The sequence below is a fragment of the Lentilactobacillus fungorum genome (assembly GCF_016860605.1).
Classification (GTDB): Bacteria; Bacillota; Bacilli; order Lactobacillales; family Lactobacillaceae; genus Lentilactobacillus; species Lentilactobacillus fungorum.
The window spans coordinates 28999-46739 of record NZ_BNJR01000021.1; the positions used below are offsets into that span (position 1 = coordinate 28999).

Genomic DNA, 17741 nt, shown 5'->3' on the forward strand with positions numbered 1-17741 from the left:
GTCAGCCACAATTGTCGGGGCTGGCCCTTTTGCTATCGGCAACAATTACCCTTAGCGATTGGCGAATTAGTCATTATTTTGGTAGTCCATGATTAAAACGGTCTCAGAATAATTGATATACTGCCTAAGTCGAGCAGCCATTGCCCAATCAATATTGCCTTGTTCCAAAAGGACTTGAACGCCTTCTCTCTCAGCAGCCAGTGCCTTGATGCGCAGATGTTGATACTGCATTGTCCGATCTTTAATCTGCTTTTTAGAATACTCCTTGGCCAGCTCAATTTGGTTACGATAATGAACAATTAAATGATAAACTGACTGACCGTCAAAGCGATTATTGTCAATATCGTCACGGGCAAAGTAACTTGATAAAGCTTTAATTGCCCCCTTGGCTTGCTCTTTTTGGACAAGGATAAGCTCATTGGAAAGGTCCTCGTGATTGCGACGTTGTAGCAGTGAAAGTGAAATGAGGTTGCGTAATCGGATGACTTGTTGAACAATTCCGCGTCCCAGTTTTGCTTTTCGACCAACTGAACGAACCATTTGATTTTCTACCCGCTGCAGCCGGGCAGTCGAAACCAAAAAAGTTTCCTTGCTGATTTGCTGCTTGTCGTATAGTTTTTGAACCGCTGAACGTTCACCACGCAATGCCACCCTTCTGAGTGCCAACTCATCGGCAATAATGGCGTCCATTTCCTGTTTATTTTGCAGCTTTAATTCCAACCTTCGAATTAGAAATTGATAGTCTAAAATTAAATCATAGGCTTCCTTTTGGTTATTGGGACGCCGCTCTTCTTCAATTCGTTGAACGGCTAACTTCATGATGTATAGCCGCGCTTGATCTTCTGAAATATAATGCTGGTCGTCATCTTCAGTTGTTTCTTCCAACTCATCTGGATCGTTAGTTGAATTGGCTCGCGTTAAAAGTGGTGCTTTATCTTCAGAAATTAACGGCAGCATGACCGTCGCCACAACTAAACTAATAATGATAACCCCAGCTGCCACGAATAACGCCAGCGAACGCGATGGAAAGCGGCTGCCATTTTCAACGACCATTGGCATCGACAGTACCCCGGCCATCGTTACGGCACCACGGACGCCAGACAAGCCAGCCAAAAGGGCCGCTTTGAAAGTCGGCATCTGTTTAGCCTGCCTGGATTTACTCTGTCGTGACCTAATTGTACTGGCAAGTTGAAACCCGTATATCCACACAACGCGGATAACTAGTAGAATCAACCACGCAACAAAAGAAATTCCCAACGCGACAAATGTATTGATATTGTCATTTTGAATCACATTGGTTGTCGCAATTGGCAATTCAATGCCAAGAATTAAAAAGACAATCCCGTTTAACGTGTAAATAATAATATCCCAGGTTTTTTCACTGACCAACTTAAGCTCAGGCTGGCTGCGATCTGGTGCCGTCCCATAAAAATGAAAGACAATCCCAGCGGCCACCACGGCAATCACTCCAGAAGCATGAAGAACTTCCTCAGTTAACAAGTAAACAACAAACGGCGTCGTAACTTGTAAAACCGTACTAAAAATAACGTCATTAATGCCTTGGCGGTATAGCCAATTCTCAATCACTAAGATAATTGTCATAATGACCAGCCCGCTTAAAAATCCCATGATACTGATATAAACGAAATCAATCGCCGCGGCTTCTAGCGAAAAAACGCCGGTTACAGTTGCCGCGATTGCATATTTAAAGGCAATCAGTCCACTTGCGTCATTAATCAAGCTTTCACCACTGACAATATGCAAAATTCCTTCAGGCAACTTAGCCCGTTTAGAGATTGATTGAACGGCTACCGGATCGGTTGGCGACAAAATAGCTGCTAAGGCGAAGCTAACCGATAACGGCATCGTTGGAATGATTAAATGAAAAAGTAGTCCGCCGACAATCGTCGTCAAAAAGACTAAAGCGATCGCGTTGGCCAAAATGGGGCCTCGCAATTGCCACAGCTCCCGTTTAGGAAATCGGCGCCCATCGTTAAACAGCAATGGGGCGACAAATAGCAACAAAAACCAATCTGTTTCTAATGGGATTGACGTTTTTGTCGTCACTGCGACAACTAAGCCAATTGCCACTTGAATTAGACTAACTGGTACAGCCGGGACAAAATGATCAACAACATTGGAAAAAACAACTAAGGCCATTAATAAAATAACAGCTTCAAGGATGTGCACTCACGACCAACTCCTATTTTGTTTCAGATTCTTCCTTGGCTTGGCGCTCTTCTCTTACGTCAGGTTCTTCGCCAATAATCCGGACTTCGGTTTCTAAATGGACACCGAACTTAGCAAATACCGTTTGTTGGACATGTTCAATCACATTCAAATAATCGGTTGCCGTTGCATGATCCACATTCACAATGAACCCGGCGTGCTTAGTTGATACTTGGGCACCACCGATCTGAAACCCCTGCAGCCCAGAATCATGAATTAGTTTACCAGCAAAATAACCCTTTGGCCGCTTAAAAACGCTCCCACAAGATGGCAGTTCCAAAGGTTGCTTAGACGCACGCAATTCATTAAGCCGATCCATTTCTTTTTGAATTTTGGCTGCTACTCCCGTGTGCAGTGAAAACGTTGCTGATAACACAATCTGATGGTTCTCTTGGACACTACAATGGCGATAACCAAAATCTAATTGTTCGTGGTCTAAGTGAATAATCTTGTCATCTGCTGTTAACACCTCGGCGCCCACGACAACGTCTTCAATGTCTCCGCCATAAGCACCTGCGTTCATAAAAACCGCACCACCTACGCTACCAGGAATGCCAGCAGCAAACTCCAAGCCACTCAGAGAATGTTTTTGGGCAGCCTTGGTCACGCTAATCAACGACGTTCCGGCTTCTGCTACAATCGTATTTTCATGCGAGGTAATTTTATTGATTTTGGTAAGAATCATGGTTAAGCCACGAATACCACCATCACGCACAATTAGGTTACTGGCATTGCCAACAACCGTAACCGGCATTTGATGTGCATTCGCAAACTCCAATAGCTGTTGGCACTGATCAATTGACGTTGGTAGTGCCAAAGCATCAGCAGGCCCGCCGGTAAGCGTATGGGTAAAATTAGCTAGTGGTTCATTTAAAAGAATATCAATCTCTGGGTAATCTTGTTGTAAAGTTTCATAAATAGTCATTTATTAATTCCTCTGTTTCAAAAAGTGAACGGCCCCAAGCACTTAGAAGCCGACTTATCAGTATCTGTTAACAAAAAATCCCCGGACTAGGGGCGGCTGTTATTGACACTTTTGAGCAAGCTTTTGCTGGACAAAGCTGTCCTAAAAAACGTACACATTAATTTTACCACGATTTATGTTTCTCATGTTATGCATTGAATTTTAAACCGTTTGGTTGTGTTTTTCTGCGGATATTTGTACAATGTGACTATTAATGAGGTGAAGAAAATGAATTTTGTTGCAATGGACTTTGAAACTGCCAATGCCAAACGCGCCAGTGCTTGTTCATTGGCGCTGGTGATTGTGAGAAATAATCAAATTGCTCACGAGTTTTATTCGTTAATTAACCCGGAAGTCGAGTTTAGCTGGCGAAACATCAACGTTCATGGCATTCACAAAGCTGATGTGGCAATGGCGCCAACCTTTCCTGAAATTTGGCAGCATATTGCGCCCTTGTTTGAAGCTAACAAGTTAGTTGTTGCCCACAACGCTTCTTTTGATAATAGTGTTTTAAGACGAACCCTTGAGCGCTATGATATTCAACCGCCCCACTATTTAACTTTAGATACGCTTAGAACCTCGAAACGCTTTTATCCAGATCTAGTCAATCACCGGCTAAACACGCTCTGTGATCAATTAAATATCGATTTACACCATCATCACAATGCGTTGGATGACAGTGTTGCCTGCGCAAATATTTTATTAACCGAGCAACATCAATTTGGCAGCAATGCTCTTCGCCAGTTTGTTAAAGCAGTTTGAAGCTCTAATCGGTTTAATGGCTACATCAACTAATTTCTAGTAGGCCCCACCAAATTCGGTTTCAAATTTTATGACCATAATTGTTATATTACTGCAACCAATAAAATGGCCTGCTGGCAAGATAAGCGGATGAGTCAAACACTTCAAGTTTGAGATGTTTGATTCATCCGCTTATTTTTTTAATCTGCTTTTAAATTGACATATTTAGATGGCACTATCCCTAGTTCACCCGCCACTTATAATTCCGTAGAGACGGCCAAAGCCATTTTAAGCAGCTGGCGATGATTCTTTGAAAAACGCTTCACCGTTGCAAACCCATACTTTTGATAAATATGGACTGCTGGTAAGTTATCAGCAAAAACAGTGAGAACAAGCTGGCTCAGCGTACTATAATGAATTGCCCAATCAATTGCTAATTCAACTAGACTGCTCCCCAGTGTATAGCCCTGAAAGTCACTTAAAACAGCCACTCCTAGTTCACCAACAGCTTCTTCAACGCCATCAACAGTCACAATGCCAATGAGTTTTCCGCTCGTTTCAGCTAAAGCAATCAAATTCTGTTTTGATTGGCCGATCAACCTAATCTGATCGGCTTCCATCTCTGACGTAATTTCGTTAAGATCAGCGTCCACTAAAAACGTATGAGATTCTAGTTGCAGCTGCTTAAGTAAATCCAAAACGGCTTGTGCGTCTTCTGGTTCGGCTAGTCGAAAATTAACTTCTTCAGCCATACTAGTCTCCTATCATCTCGTGAATCATTTTAACAAACCGCTCACCCTTGGGTTCAAAGGTTAATGTTCTAACATTATCTCCCTTTGAATCATCCCGTTTAAAAATGATTCGAAGATAATGATTAGGTAACTCACCGGCAACAAATTTTGACCATTCAACAACATTAACCCCGTCGCCATTAAAATACTCTTCTAGGCCAAGGTCTTCACCGCCACCTTCTTCTAATCGATACACATCCATGTGGTAAAGGGGGATTCGGCCATCTTGATACTCCCGGATAATGGTAAACGTTGGGCTCTTAATTGGCCGGCTAATTCCCAATCCCTTGGCTAACCCTTTTGTAAAGGTAGTCTTCCCAGCGCCTAAATCACCATCCAACAAGATCAAATCACGTGGTTGTAAAAAAGGGGCCAGCTTTTCACCTAATTGCATCGTTTGATCTGCAGAATTGACTGTCATTGTATTTTTCAAATTTTCACCCCTTAAGACGGCTTAGTTCGTCATCCACCTTGCAACACCGTGTTATAAGTATTAACTTAACGCTTGAACAGCTGTAATAATGGCCACCTTATAAACCTCGTCTTCATTACTACCACGAGATAAATCGGAAACTGGCTTGTTCAATCCTTGAAGTAAGGGGCCCATTGCTTCAAAGCCACCTAATCGTTCAGCAATCTTATAGGCAATATTACCTGAATTTAGGTCCGGGAAAATAAAGATGTTTGCGTGCCCAGCAACACTTGATTCTGGCGCTTTTTTGGCTGCGACTGACGGCACAAAAGCGGCATCAAATTGTAATTCGCCGTCAATTGGCACGTCTGGCGCTTTTTGTTGAGCCAGCTTAGTCGCGTCCTGAACCTTTTGCACCATTTCACCTTTAGCAGAGCCTTTGGTTGAAAAGCTTAGCATGGCTACTTTAGGATCAATGTCAAAAGCTCTTGCAAATTCAGCACTTACAACGGCGATCTCAGCTAATTGCTCAGCGTTGGGATCGATGTTAATGCCGGAATCCGCAAATAAGAAACGTTGATCACCCTTTTGAAGTAAAAACGACCCACTGATTAAATGAATTCCCGGTTTCGTTTTAATAATCTGGAGCGCTGGGCGAACAGTATCACTCGTTGCATGAATGGCGCCGGAAACCATGCCATCAACTTTATCCATGTAAACCATCGTGGTACCAAAATAATTAGGATCTTTTAGCCATTCGTGAGCTTTCGCATCATCAGTTTTGCCTTTACGCCGTTCAACGATTGCCGCGGCCATTTCATCAATTTGATCTTGGGGCAAATGCCGATAATCAATAATCTCAATACCAGTTAAATCAATATTTGCAGCCGATGCAACTTGAGCTACTTCTGCCTTATCCCCCAAAACAATTGGTTCTAAGACTTTTTCGCTAGCAAGTCGACTGACTGCACCAAGAATTCTTGAATCATTTCCTTCAGGGAAAACAATTTTAATGTTTTTGCCACTAATTTTTTTCTTAAGACTATCAAATAATGTCATTTTAGTTCCCTCCATAATTAAATAAAGTGAGCGGAGCAAAGCGGTTAGAAACTGGAGCATAAGGCATCTTGGTCGGAAATCCCGGGCTTGGATTTTTGGCCAAGATGTTTTATGCGGAAGTTTCTGCTTTGCGCAGCTGTCCTTACATAAGTGAGCGGAGCAAAGCGCCTAGAAACTGGAGCATAAGGCATCTTGGCTGGAAATCCCGGGCTTGGATTTTTAGGCAAGTGGACTTAGGTGCAGCTTTCTGCTTTGCGTAGCCATCCTAACTAAAATAAGAATCTGCCAAACTGATTCAACCTTTCAAAGGTGTCAAAACACAAGTTGTCTCGCGCAAAAACTCTCGAGTCTTATTTACCTGTGAACACGTATATCTCAAGCATCACTTGTCACAATTATTCCTCAATCCGAGGTGTTAAGCCAAACGTTGATTAGGATTGTTGCGTAACTTTTTCTGGTAATTGCCAATTAATTGGCGTCTCCCCCATTGCTTCAAGTGCTTCATTGGTTTTTGAAAATGGTTTAGATCCAAAGAAGCCATGGTTAGCTGACAATGGGCTTGGATGAGCGGATTGAATCACAATATTCGTATTCGTATCAATTAACGAAATTTTATTTCGAGCTGCTCGCCCCCAAAGAATAAAGACAACTGGTTTTTCACGCGCAGACAGCTTTTGAATAGCTGCATCAGTTAATTGTTCCCAGCCTTTGCCTTTATGGGAGAAGGCCTGCCCGTTTCGAACTGTTAAGACTGAGTTCAACAACAAGACCCCCTGTTCAGCCCAACTAACTAATGATCCGTGTTGAACCGGCTTAATCCCCAAGTCAGACTCAAGTTCTTTATAAATATTCTGCAATGATGGCGGAATCTTAACGCCAGGCATCACCGAGAAACTCAACCCTTGTGCCTGATGTGGTTCATGATACGGATCTTGACCTAAAATAACGACCTTGGTTTTGCTAAACGGCGTTAGCTGAAACGCTTCAAAAATATGGTTCATATCAGGGTGAATATATTGTGTCTTGTATTCAGAAATTAAAAATTGGCGGAGCTGCTGGTAGTATGTTTTTTCAAATTCTGGCTTTAAAACATCCCACCAGTCGTTATTAATAAATCGCTTCATTTGCAACACCTCACTCTTGATTTTACCATATTCGTTTTTAAATAACATCAGCATGAACGACATCACCAACTAAAGATATTGGCTTTTTAAATGGCCGTTTATTTTATCAGCCATTCTTATGGATAGAAGGTGAATAAAGCAAAATATTGTAGGTGGCTTCAACCTAACAACGTTTAGTAACCGCTACCAACTATCGTCATGCCTGACTAAATCCATCATCTTTGAATCCATTAATTTCAAGTAAATAGATTCGTAACGTGTTAAAATGGGTTTATTAAACAAAAAGGAAATGCGTCTATGAGCCGAATAATTCAGTTGAATTTGTCTGAACTGGATCACACGCGATCCAGTCGCATTATCGATGAGTATAAAGACACCAAATATTTGATTGTCGGAAAATGGGGATTGATTTCGGATACTTTTTCCGTGTACTCAGTTAGTGGCGATGTTTTAGCAAAAGTCCGCCAGCAATCAATGGGCATTAGCCCTAAATTTGATGTCTTTTATTTGCATCAGTTTGTTGGCAGTTCTGTCATTAATTTTTCAATGCATTACACAACTGTTTTCATCAACGGCATCAATTGGTTAGTAATCGGTAATCAGGAAAAGCAGTTTTACACAATCTGGCGGGGCCGGGAACGCATTGCGACCATTAAATCATACGGTGAGTCAGATCAGGTTATTCGCTTGCTTAAAGTTGACAACATTAAGCATGAACCGATTGTCGTGGCAATTGCCGCTATTTTAAATCATCCTTCCTTGGTCCACACATCAAGAATTAAGATTCGTGAGTTGGGAAAGTTGTCCCCCAAGCCTAGCCCCAATTGGGAGAATTTTCATCCCCTTCACTTCAAATGTCACCACTTTGACGAAAAAAATAAGAATTCGTGAGTCCATTAAGGGCTTACGGATTCTTATTTGTTTAATAATGCTTCATGACTCGTTCAATCTGGCGTTTTTGGTCTCGTCGTTTGATGGTTTCTCGTTTATCAAATTCACGTTTCCCTTTCGCCACGCCAATTAGCACTTTGGCAAAGCCGTCCTTTAAGTAGACCTTTAAAGGAACAATGGTAATTCCTTTATCCTGGGAGGCTTGCGCTAATTTTCTAATTTGCTTTTTATGAAGCAGTAATTTGCGGTTTCGAAGCGGATCGTGATTAAATTGGTTTCCTTGAGCATATTCACTAATATGCACATTCATCATCCAAGCTTCATCATTTCGAATTTGAACGAACCCATCCTTCAAGTTAATCCGGCGGTCCCGGATTGATTTGATTTCTGTTCCGGTCAAAACGATCCCCGCCTCGTAAGTTTCAAGAATCGAATAATCGTGGCGGGCCTTTTTATTTTGAGCCATCAGATTATCATTTTTTTGCTTAGGCTTTTTTTTAGCCATGCAACCACCTTACTTTAACAATTATCGTTTATTTCGGTTGCGGTTCTGACCACCCCGGGAATTTTTGCGATTCCCATGGTTATTATTCCCATGGTTATTATTGGAATGGAACCTTGTGTTGCCGTTGCGACCACCACCGTGACGATTATTTTCATGATACGACCGCTTAGGCAGCATATTGCTTTGTGGTGTTTTTTCAGGGTCAACCACGTCAAAATCAACTGCACTTTGCTTTACGTCAACATTGACAACCTTTACTCGAATCGGCTGGCCCATTTTGTACGTTCGCCGCGTATTTCGGCCAACTAAAGACATGAACTGTTCGACGTATTGGTAATAATCGTCATTCATCCGGCTGATATGAACCAAGCCTTCAACTGTATTGGGTAATTCAACAAATAAACCAAACTTCATAACCGAACTGACGACCCCATCAAATTCTTCGCCGATGTGGTCATTCATATACTCAGCCTTCTTCATTGAATCTGTATCCCGCTCAGCATCAACCGCTCTTCTTTCATACTCGGAAGTCGTTGTCGCAATTTCATCCAAAACGGTCGCGTACTTTTTCTTGGTTTCATCATTGATCCCGTTTTCTTGATAGTAGTGGATAAGTCGATGAACCATCGTATCAGGATACCGTCTGATTGGCGACGTAAAATGCGTATAGTACGGCGCTGCCAAGCCAAAGTGACCAAGCGACTGGTCCGCATAACGCGCTTGCTTCAAACTCCGAAGCAACATAACGGAAACCATCATTTCTTCCGGCTTGCCCGCAACTTTTTTTAATACATTTTGGAGCATCTTGGGCGTAACGTGTTCCGGATCCCCCTTTACAGTAATCCCAAATGCCGTTAACGTTTCAAAGAAAGTACGGATTCGATCAGCATCAGGCGTTTCATGGACCCGGTAAATGAATGGCACATGCTTATCATAATAATGCTTGGCGACGGTCTCATTGGCAGCCAGCATAAATGATTCAATCATTCGTTCAGCCAATCCCCGAATCCGCAACTTAATATCAATCGGGTGACCCTTTTCATCGACAATGATTTCTGCTTCATTATCATCAAAGTCAATCGCGCCCCGGGCTTTTCGATGCTTATAAAGGATCTTATGCAATTGTCCCATCACCTCAAACATTGGCACTAATTCTTTATATTGATCCATTGTCTTTTGATCATGGGCTTCTAATATTTTATTGACAGCCGTGTAGGTCATTCGAGCCGTTGAGCGCATTAAACTTGGATGAATGCGATGATTGATCACGTTACCGGCCGGATCAATTTCCATTTCACAACTCATACACAGTCGTAATTCACCCTCGTTAAGTGAACAAATGCCGTTAGAAAGCCGCCGTGGCAACATTGGAATCACTCGGTCAGTTAAGTAGACGGAAGTCCCTCTTCTAAAGGCTTCTTTATCAATTAAACTTCCTGGTTTAACATAATGGCTAACGTCAGCGATATGGACACCTAAGTGATAGTTACCATTTGGCAGCTTCCAAGCGGTAACCGCATCATCTAAGTCCTTTGAAGATTCACCATCAATGGTTACTAGGTCTTGATCCGTAATGTCTTCTCGACCACGTTTTTCTTCTTCAGTTACGTGATCTGGAATCGCATCGGCTGCCTGTAACACATCTTCAGGAAATTCAGCTGGAATATCATGGGCATACACGATTTGGAGAATGTCAATTCCCGGATCATCAACTGAACCAATGACCTCATCGGCAATTCCAACCATGTAATCTGGATGTTTGGCGTTTGGATACTCGACAATTTGAGCAGTAATCACTTCGCCTGGTGTCGGTTTTAATCCCACATCGTTAATGTAAAACTTATATTTAGCAATTTTTTTGTCATTTAAAGTCAATTGGCCAAAATAGCCTTTGTCATCATCGGTTTTTGTAAAGGGACCAACGACTCGGGTATATTTACGTTCGGTGATGGCCACAACCTTGCCCTCTGGCCCCCGATCAGAACCAGGTTGAGCTGGTTTGATAATATCCATATCAACCGTGTCGCCATTTAAGGCGTTCATCGTGTTGTCCGGGGCGATATAAGCGTCAGGAGCTTCTTCATCGTATGCAACAAAGCCGAACCCTTTATCATTGGCATGAAAAATACCACTCAGCTTTTGCTTTTCCGGATTCAGCTTAAATTTGCCCTCCTTTGTGACAAGTGCAATTCTTTCGCGTTCAAGGGCTGCTAATTCCTGAACAATCAGCTTAAAAGCTGCTGACCCATGTGTACGTAACACATCAGCAATTTTTTCAACAGTAAAAACGTTGTCTGGATAAGTCCGCAACACGTTTTCTATTTCAGTTTTTAAATCATTATCTTGCAATCTACATTCCTCGTATTATTCATAAAGTTTTGATAAAAAACGACTTAAATCCGTTTCAAGTTGCTTGTGAGCCTGATTAACGGTAATCATATGACTGGCGTTGGGATAATTATGAAAGCTAACCTGAGAGTTGACTAATGCATCACGAAGTAAACCGGCACTAGCTGGATTGACGATCTCGTCAGCCAATCCTTGGCCAATAAAATAAGGCTGATTAATCTTAGGTAACGCATCAGCAACCGTCACCGTAAAATTAGCAATCCGGGTTAATAACTGATCAACGTTTTGGTCCAGCCAATCAAGCTTAGCAGTCATAATTGCTTCATTAGTGTGATATCGGCTAAAATTAGCTTTTGCCATTTGCATGAAGGTCTGGTGAACACTAAATTGGCGCTTGCGAACAATTGGTGATCCAAATGATCCGCCACCGACTAGGTCAGGATTATCTTCTAAAGCTTTTGCAGCGAAAATACCACCCAACGAGATACCAAAAATGGCAATTTGTGAAAAATGCTTCTCACGTAAAAAACGGATAGCTGCCTGCGTATCTTGCCACCATTTTTCTGGTGAACCCTGTAAAATGATATCCGTAAAGTCAGGCGTCATATGACCCGTCAACAACGGCGCATATACCGTATAATCTTGGCGTTCCAAATATCTTGCCAACATCCTAACATCAACCGGCCCACTAGCAAAAGCGTGAAGCAGAATCACTGCTTTTGGTCCATGCTCAAAATAAAAAGATTTGATTGGTGCTTGCTGCATACTAAACACCCTTTCACCTTCAGCCTCAATTATAATAAAAATCCCCCTGCATTTAAACAGGAGGATTGTATACTAGTGCGATGACAGCCAAACTAATGCAAGTGCTAAGAGAAAGAAAATCACACCTAAAACAACCGTTGTTTTTTGCATGAATGCTTCGAAACCACGTGGCTTTTGCTTAGCAAACAAGTCATCGGCTCCACCCGTTAAGGCAGACATCGCATCGTTGGTTTTTGATGGTTGCATTAAAACTGCAATTGTAATGAGGACACAATCAATCAGTAATAATGTTAACAAAAAATTGTACACGTTACAGCCTCCCACCGTTAAATCGGCTTAATACTACTCATACTAAGTTAACACATTATTTGAAAATACGCCACCTTTGCAGTCAAGTTTCTTTGGTAAGCTTCGTCAGCTGATGGGTGATTTTAAGTTGATTATTTGTCGACACATTAATGTATAACGTGTCGCCCCAACGGACCAATGTATTTCCAGATGGCACAATTTCGCGCCCATTTCGTTGGATCTTTGTCAATAATGATCCGCTTGGCCACTTAATCCGACTGACAATTTGACCGTCCATCTCAGAACCGGCATACACCGTCTCCATGATTTGAACCGTTTTGCCAAGGTTAAATTGGGCTTTGGTCTTCAATAATTGCTGCAGCATCGAATAGTAAACGGGACGGCCATCTAATAAATCAATCACCGCATACGCAACCAACGAGGCGCAAGCTAATCCAAGTAAATGTGTTAACGTGCCAACCATTTCGGTGATTAACAGAATCGCTGTAAATGGCGCCTTGCTGATTGCCGCAAAGTAGCCAGCCATCCCCATAATAATGAAGCTCGAAAAATAAAGCGCCGGCATCAGATGAAATTCGATGGCTAGATTCCCGACAATTGCCCCGATGAGCCCGCCCAGACATAGAATCGGCAAGAAAATACCGCCAGGCAACCCGCTTCCATAAGAAATCATCGAAAAAATAAAGCGAATAAGAAAAAATAAGCCAAGTAGCATAGTTGAATATCCTGCCACGGTCAAGTGCAAAATAATATCACTGCCACCACCCAATAACCGCGGGAAAAACATCCCAAGCGGAATGACTAATAATAAAGGGAACACACCGTTGATCATCCAAGGAAGCCGAGTCAATCGATACCACTTGCTCATCCGCAGAATGACAAACTGATAACATCTACCCAAAACGCCAAGAATAACACCCAGGATGAGAACCCAAATAAAGTATTTAAGTGGCAACGGCGTACTTTTCATGTATAAAACCGGTTTAAGGCCAAAAACATCAGTCGCCACCATATCAGAAGTAATGGCCGAAGTTAACGACACCACCCAGATGTTGGTTGAAAAGTTATGGTAAATCTCTTCTAATACAAATAGCGTACTCGCAATGGGCGCATTAAACGCCGCACTTAATCCGGCAGCCGCCCCGCTAGAAATTAACACTTGGCGGTCAAAACCAACTTGTCTGAATAGCCGGGCAACCCCTTGCCCAAGGGTTGAACCAAGCTGGATAGAAGGCCCTTCTCGGCCAAGGTAAAGGCCACTACCAATGGCTAAAATGCCACCGACAAACTTTCGCCATAAAACCGACCACCAACTATAATCTAATTCACCAAGCAATTGGCCTTCAACTTGTGGAATACCGGACCCCTTAATATCCGGCTGCTGTTTTAAGAAGCCACCAACGACCAACGCAATGCTAACATTAATGATGACACACCCGATTAAGTATATCGGCTGCTGTAGCGATTGCGTATATAAATATCGCATAACGGTCATCAGGTGTTGAATGGCCCAGCGAAACATTGAAACTGTTGAACCGGCTAAGATGCCAATTAAAATCCCATTAAGAATTGCTTTGATCTGCGAAATCTTGTAACTGCCGTGAATTTGCACTGCCCTCATCCTTTGATTATTGTCTGCTATTAATCATAGCATAATCAGCTGATTCGTTTAATAAACTTTTGGGCAATTAAACAGACCAGCATTAAGAACCCTAGTATGCCTAATTGATCAGCTTGGGTGTCGCCAGTTTGAGGTAATCGACCCGCCTTGGCTTTTGCTTGGGCTCTGCTTTTAGATTGACCATCAGAAACTAGATCATTTTTGAGGGATGCCCTTTTTGCGTGTAATCGAACGGCCTTTCCACTTGCTTTATTTTGACTTGGGGCATGCTTAATTTTACGCGCCAAATTTGCCTTGGTTCTGGCGCCAGGGCGTTTTTGATAATGAAACTTAATCGTAGTTGGTACCAAGTGGTTCATGATCAACGTCTTGCTGTGGTCATGGGTGACGTATCCTTTAATTGAAACCGGCTTAATAGTTTGTTTAGCCCCAAAAGCAACTTGAATGACTTTGTTTGAAAGCCGATGACCGGACGAGTCGATCGCGATCACTTTGATTGGAATCATTTTTGGGATGTAATGAGCAACGATCGTATTGGTTTCCTGACGATAAGTTGAGTGTTGCCAATCGTAGCCAGCAAACTGAATGTTTTCATTCAAGAGCCGCTTTAATTCAGTGTCAGAAACAGTTGCTAACTTCGTAAACAATTGTTTTGAATGAGGCCCAACGCCAATCAATCTGATTGTTGCCTTCATCTGCCTATTCGCCAATGGAGGCAACTGCCTTTCAAACTGTTGGCCGGATTGATTAGCCAAAACAGCGACTGAGGTGCCGTTGCTAGGATTAGATAATCTGAGTGGTTCAGCGGATGGGCCTTCCGGAACCGGTTTAGCCGGAATTATTCGGTGGCTGGAATTGACAATTGAACCAGTCTTTTGTGTCGCCGTTATTGGGATTAGCCGCTTATGGTCAATCGTTAGATTAGAGACGGGCAGCTTCTCATTAGAGATCGCTTTAGCGTCTGCTGGTTCACTAGTTTTGGCAACGAGCTGAGGGCTCCCAGGCACCGTTGTTGGTGCTGGTTGGCTCGTAAACTGATTGATGACGTTAGTACTTTGATTACCGATCACTGCGGTGGGTTGAACGGCTGGAGATGTTGGCTGATTAGCATCTTCAGGTAAACCTGATGCTTGATTTAAGCCAACATTGACTGTCAAACCGGGTTCTTGCCCATTTTTAATCAGGTCAGGTTGCTTGGTCAGCTTGGTTTGAGTATCTGGTTTTGACCCCTCGGCCTTCGAAGCAGTTCCAATTGGCCGATAGCGCAAAGTAACATGGTGATTCGGCGTTAGAACCTTTCCCTCTAAATCTTTTTTGTTGACAACCTCATAACCCGGAATGCGAAAATCTGGACCATTGACCAACGTATAAGTAGAATTAATCTTTTTATAATGATTTACCCAGTCTTTTTTGAGCTGCCGACCGTTTTCATCCATAAACGTTACCGTCATTATTGCCGAATCAGAAGCGCTTAAAGTTCCAGCATAGGCGTTCTTTGTTTCTGCAGATTGACTGGCTTGCTTCAAATCTGCTCCTGCCATGATTTGCCCAAACTGGGATGTTAAGCCAAACGTCACAAATGATAGTATCAACCACTTTTTCAAAATAAAAACCTCCATTTTTGTCTTTCATAGTTAATTACGCAAATGGCGGCTATTTATATTCACAAAAAAATGAACCCATCAAACGATGAGTCCATTTTTTTATTAAACGATTTAAATTACTTGTTCAAAATATCTTCCCGCGCTTGTTCTGACAAGTTGTAGAAAGAATGAACACCCTTGTAGTCAGCAACATCGCCGAGTTGATCTTCGATTCTCATTAATTGATTGTACTTAGCAATTCGTTCGCCACGACTCATTGAACCAGTCTTAATTTGACCAGCGTTCAAGGCAACAACCAAGTCTGCAATCGTTGTGTCTTCAGTTTCACCTGAACGGTGGGAAATGATAGCCGTGTAACCTGCTTCTTTAGCCATTTCAACAGCTTCAACCGTTTCGGTTAGCGTGCCAATTTGGTTAAGTTTAATTAAGATCGCATTGGCAACGCCCATTTTGATACCTTTCTTAAGGTAGTCAGTGTTGGTAACAAACAAGTCATCACCGACAATTTGGACTTTCTTGCCAAGACGCTTAGTAGCCATTTGCCAATCTTCCCATTCGTTTTCATCGAGTGGATCTTCAATTGAAATAACTGGATACTTGTCAACAATTCCTTCAAGTAAGGTAACAAACTCGTCAGCAGTATATGACTTGCCATCACCCTTTAAATCATACTTTTTAGTTTCAGTGTTGTAGAATTCAGATGCGGCACAGTCAAAGGCAATGGCAATATCCTTACCTGGCTTGTAGCCGGCACGTTGAATAGCTTCCACGAGAATTTCAAATGGTTCCTCATTGTTCTTCAAGTCAGGTGCAAAACCACCTTCATCACCAACGGCAGTCGAGTAACCACGTTCGTTCAACAAGTTCTTCAAGTTATGGAAAGTTTCTGAACTCCAACGAACAGCTTCTTTGATGCTTGGCGCACCAACGGGCATAATCATAAACTCTTGGAAGTCAACCTTGTTATTAGCATGCTTACCACCATTAATAACGTTTAGCATTGGTGTTGGTAATAAGTGGGCATTGAAGCCACCTAAGTAGTTGTACAAAGGTACTTCAAGCTCATCGGCAGCAGCACGGGCAGCGGCCAATGAAACGCCTAGGATTGCGTTGGCCCCCAACTTACCCTTATTGGGTGTACCATCCAATTCAATCATGGCTTTGTCAATAGCCAATTGATCGGTAACATCGTAGCCAACAATTTCTTTAGCAATGATGTTATTGACATTATCAACGGCTTTTGTAACGCCTTTTCCCATGAAACGGTCCTTGTCGCCGTCACGGAGTTCAACAGCTTCGTGTTCACCGGTTGAAGCACCGGAAGGAACGATTCCACGGCCCATTGCACCTGCTTCAGTATATAATTCAACTTCAACAGTTGGGTTGCCACGAGAGTCTAAAACCTCACGTGCATAAATATCAGAAATAATTGACATATTTTTTTCTCTCCTTAGCGAAAGTTGTGACCTTCTGTACAAGGTTCACTTCAATTCTATTAGTTTAAAGCCCAAGTTTCAACATAAAATGTGACTTTGGGCGCTATTTTTGTAAAAAGTTTGCAAGTTTTAAAAACGAGTCTGGCTTCAAACTGGCACCACCAGCCAAAACACCGTCAATATCGCGTTGAGCCAAGATGTCATCCGCATTTTCATCATTAACACTGCCACCGTATAAAACCCGAACCTGGTTAGCAATGTCATCAGAATAAAGATCGGCAACGGTTTGGCGAATCAGGTAACAGCCCTCTTCGGCTTCGTCAGTCGTAGCTGTCTTCCCACTACCAATCGCCCAACTTGGTTCATAAGCAATGATAATATTTTTAGCTTGCTCTGACGTGATCGCCTGCAACGCATTGGTGACCTGGCTGACAACCCAAGAAATCCGGTTGGTAGATTCCCGCCGGCTCATCGTTTCATCGCAGCAGACAATCGGTGTAATGTGATTGCGATAAGCAGCGTGAACCTTTTTATTGATCATGTCGTCGGTTTCATTAAAATACTTCCGCCGCTCAGAATGGCCAATAATAACATGGGTAATCCCCATTTCTTGAAGTGCTTTGGGACTGGTCTCGCCCGTATAAGCCCCCTCATCTTCATAAAAACAGTTCTCGGCTGCAACAATCAGTGGTGTTCCAGCACTCTGCTTCAACATACTTTCTAAAAAAAGAGGCGAGGCCGCGATGCAAGTTTCAGTCACTTTTGGATCTGGCAATTTGCCTTTGATGGCTTGTAAAAATTGAACCGCTTCTGTTACCGATAGATTCATCTTCCAGTTACCGGCAATAAACGGAATTCTCATACAAAATCATTCCTTTACTTTTTTCGTCTTAATGCCATTGTAACCAAAACTAATTTCAAAAGCCACATTTTCCTATACC

16 protein-coding genes are annotated in these 17741 nt (G+C 42.5%); 2 read left to right on the top strand and 14 right to left on the bottom strand.

Features of this window, described 5'->3' with window-relative positions:
• Positions 1-66: 66 nt before the first annotated feature.
• Positions 67-2190, bottom strand: a complete 2124-nt coding sequence (locus tag YK48G_RS12785; RefSeq protein ID WP_203631097.1) for a Na+/H+ antiporter — start codon at positions 2188-2190, stop codon at positions 67-69.
• A 13-nt stretch (positions 2191-2203) separates the two neighbouring features.
• Entirely contained in the window at positions 2204-3154 is a 951-nt protein-coding gene (murB, locus tag YK48G_RS12790) for a UDP-N-acetylmuramate dehydrogenase (RefSeq protein ID WP_203631098.1), read from the bottom strand.
• Between the two features lie 249 nt (positions 3155-3403).
• Here murB and YK48G_RS12795 point away from each other — a divergent pair, with 249 nt between their 5' ends.
• On the top strand, positions 3404-3955 hold the full coding sequence (locus YK48G_RS12795; protein ID WP_284692046.1) for a 3'-5' exonuclease: 552 nt from the start codon (positions 3404-3406) through the stop codon (positions 3953-3955).
• 236 nt (positions 3956-4191) lie between these two features.
• Here the strand turns inward: YK48G_RS12795 and YK48G_RS12800 are convergent, their stop codons facing one another.
• The 4 genes from YK48G_RS12800 to YK48G_RS12815 form a co-directional block, all read right to left on the bottom strand.
• Positions 4192-4686 (bottom strand): GNAT family N-acetyltransferase, encoded by a 495-nt coding sequence (locus tag YK48G_RS12800; RefSeq protein WP_203631100.1) that lies wholly within the window; start codon positions 4684-4686, stop codon positions 4192-4194.
• Position 4687: 1 nt separating this feature from the next.
• Entirely contained in the window at positions 4688-5158 is a 471-nt protein-coding gene (gene tsaE, locus YK48G_RS12805; RefSeq protein WP_203631101.1) for a tRNA (adenosine(37)-N6)-threonylcarbamoyltransferase complex ATPase subunit type 1 TsaE, read from the bottom strand.
• 60 nt (positions 5159-5218) lie between these two features.
• Positions 5219-6196 carry a phosphate acetyltransferase gene (gene pta / locus YK48G_RS12810; RefSeq protein ID WP_203631102.1) on the bottom strand — a complete coding sequence of 326 codons (978 nt, stop codon included), beginning with the start codon at positions 6194-6196 and terminating at the stop codon, positions 5219-5221.
• A gap of 431 nt (positions 6197-6627) precedes the next feature.
• Complete coding sequence (locus tag YK48G_RS12815; RefSeq protein ID WP_203631218.1) at positions 6628-7320, bottom strand: uracil-DNA glycosylase; 693 nt, start codon at positions 7318-7320, stop codon at positions 6628-6630.
• A gap of 297 nt (positions 7321-7617) precedes the next feature.
• Here YK48G_RS12815 and YK48G_RS12820 point away from each other — a divergent pair, with 297 nt between their 5' ends.
• Positions 7618-8211: an LURP-one-related/scramblase family protein gene (locus tag YK48G_RS12820; protein ID WP_203631103.1), complete on the top strand. Its 594-nt coding sequence runs from the start codon at positions 7618-7620 to the stop codon at positions 8209-8211.
• A 31-nt stretch (positions 8212-8242) separates the two neighbouring features.
• On the opposite strand, the gene smpB is transcribed toward YK48G_RS12820, so the two are convergent.
• The 8 genes from smpB to tpiA form a co-directional block, all read right to left on the bottom strand.
• A complete protein-coding gene (smpB, locus tag YK48G_RS12825) occupies positions 8243-8716 on the bottom strand; it encodes an SsrA-binding protein SmpB (protein WP_203631104.1) in 474 nt (157 codons plus the stop codon).
• 21 nt (positions 8717-8737) lie between these two features.
• Positions 8738-11065 carry a ribonuclease R gene (gene rnr, locus YK48G_RS12830; RefSeq protein ID WP_203631105.1) on the bottom strand — a complete coding sequence of 776 codons (2328 nt, stop codon included), beginning with the start codon at positions 11063-11065 and terminating at the stop codon, positions 8738-8740.
• Between the two features lie 15 nt (positions 11066-11080).
• Positions 11081-11830 (bottom strand): alpha/beta hydrolase, encoded by a 750-nt coding sequence (locus YK48G_RS12835; RefSeq protein ID WP_203631106.1) that lies wholly within the window; start codon positions 11828-11830, stop codon positions 11081-11083.
• Positions 11831-11902: 72 nt separating this feature from the next.
• Positions 11903-12139: a preprotein translocase subunit SecG gene (gene secG, locus YK48G_RS12840; protein ID WP_203631107.1), complete on the bottom strand. Its 237-nt coding sequence runs from the start codon at positions 12137-12139 to the stop codon at positions 11903-11905.
• A gap of 82 nt (positions 12140-12221) precedes the next feature.
• Entirely contained in the window at positions 12222-13760 is a 1539-nt protein-coding gene (locus YK48G_RS12845) for a ClC family H(+)/Cl(-) exchange transporter (protein WP_203631108.1), read from the bottom strand.
• 35 nt (positions 13761-13795) lie between these two features.
• A complete protein-coding gene (locus tag YK48G_RS12850) occupies positions 13796-15364 on the bottom strand; it encodes a MucBP domain-containing protein (protein WP_203631109.1) in 1569 nt (522 codons plus the stop codon).
• A gap of 116 nt (positions 15365-15480) precedes the next feature.
• Positions 15481-16800: a phosphopyruvate hydratase gene (eno, locus tag YK48G_RS12855; RefSeq protein ID WP_203631110.1), complete on the bottom strand. Its 1320-nt coding sequence runs from the start codon at positions 16798-16800 to the stop codon at positions 15481-15483.
• Between the two features lie 103 nt (positions 16801-16903).
• Positions 16904-17662: a triose-phosphate isomerase gene (tpiA, locus tag YK48G_RS12860; protein WP_203631111.1), complete on the bottom strand. Its 759-nt coding sequence runs from the start codon at positions 17660-17662 to the stop codon at positions 16904-16906.
• Between the last annotated feature and the right edge of the window lie 79 nt (positions 17663-17741).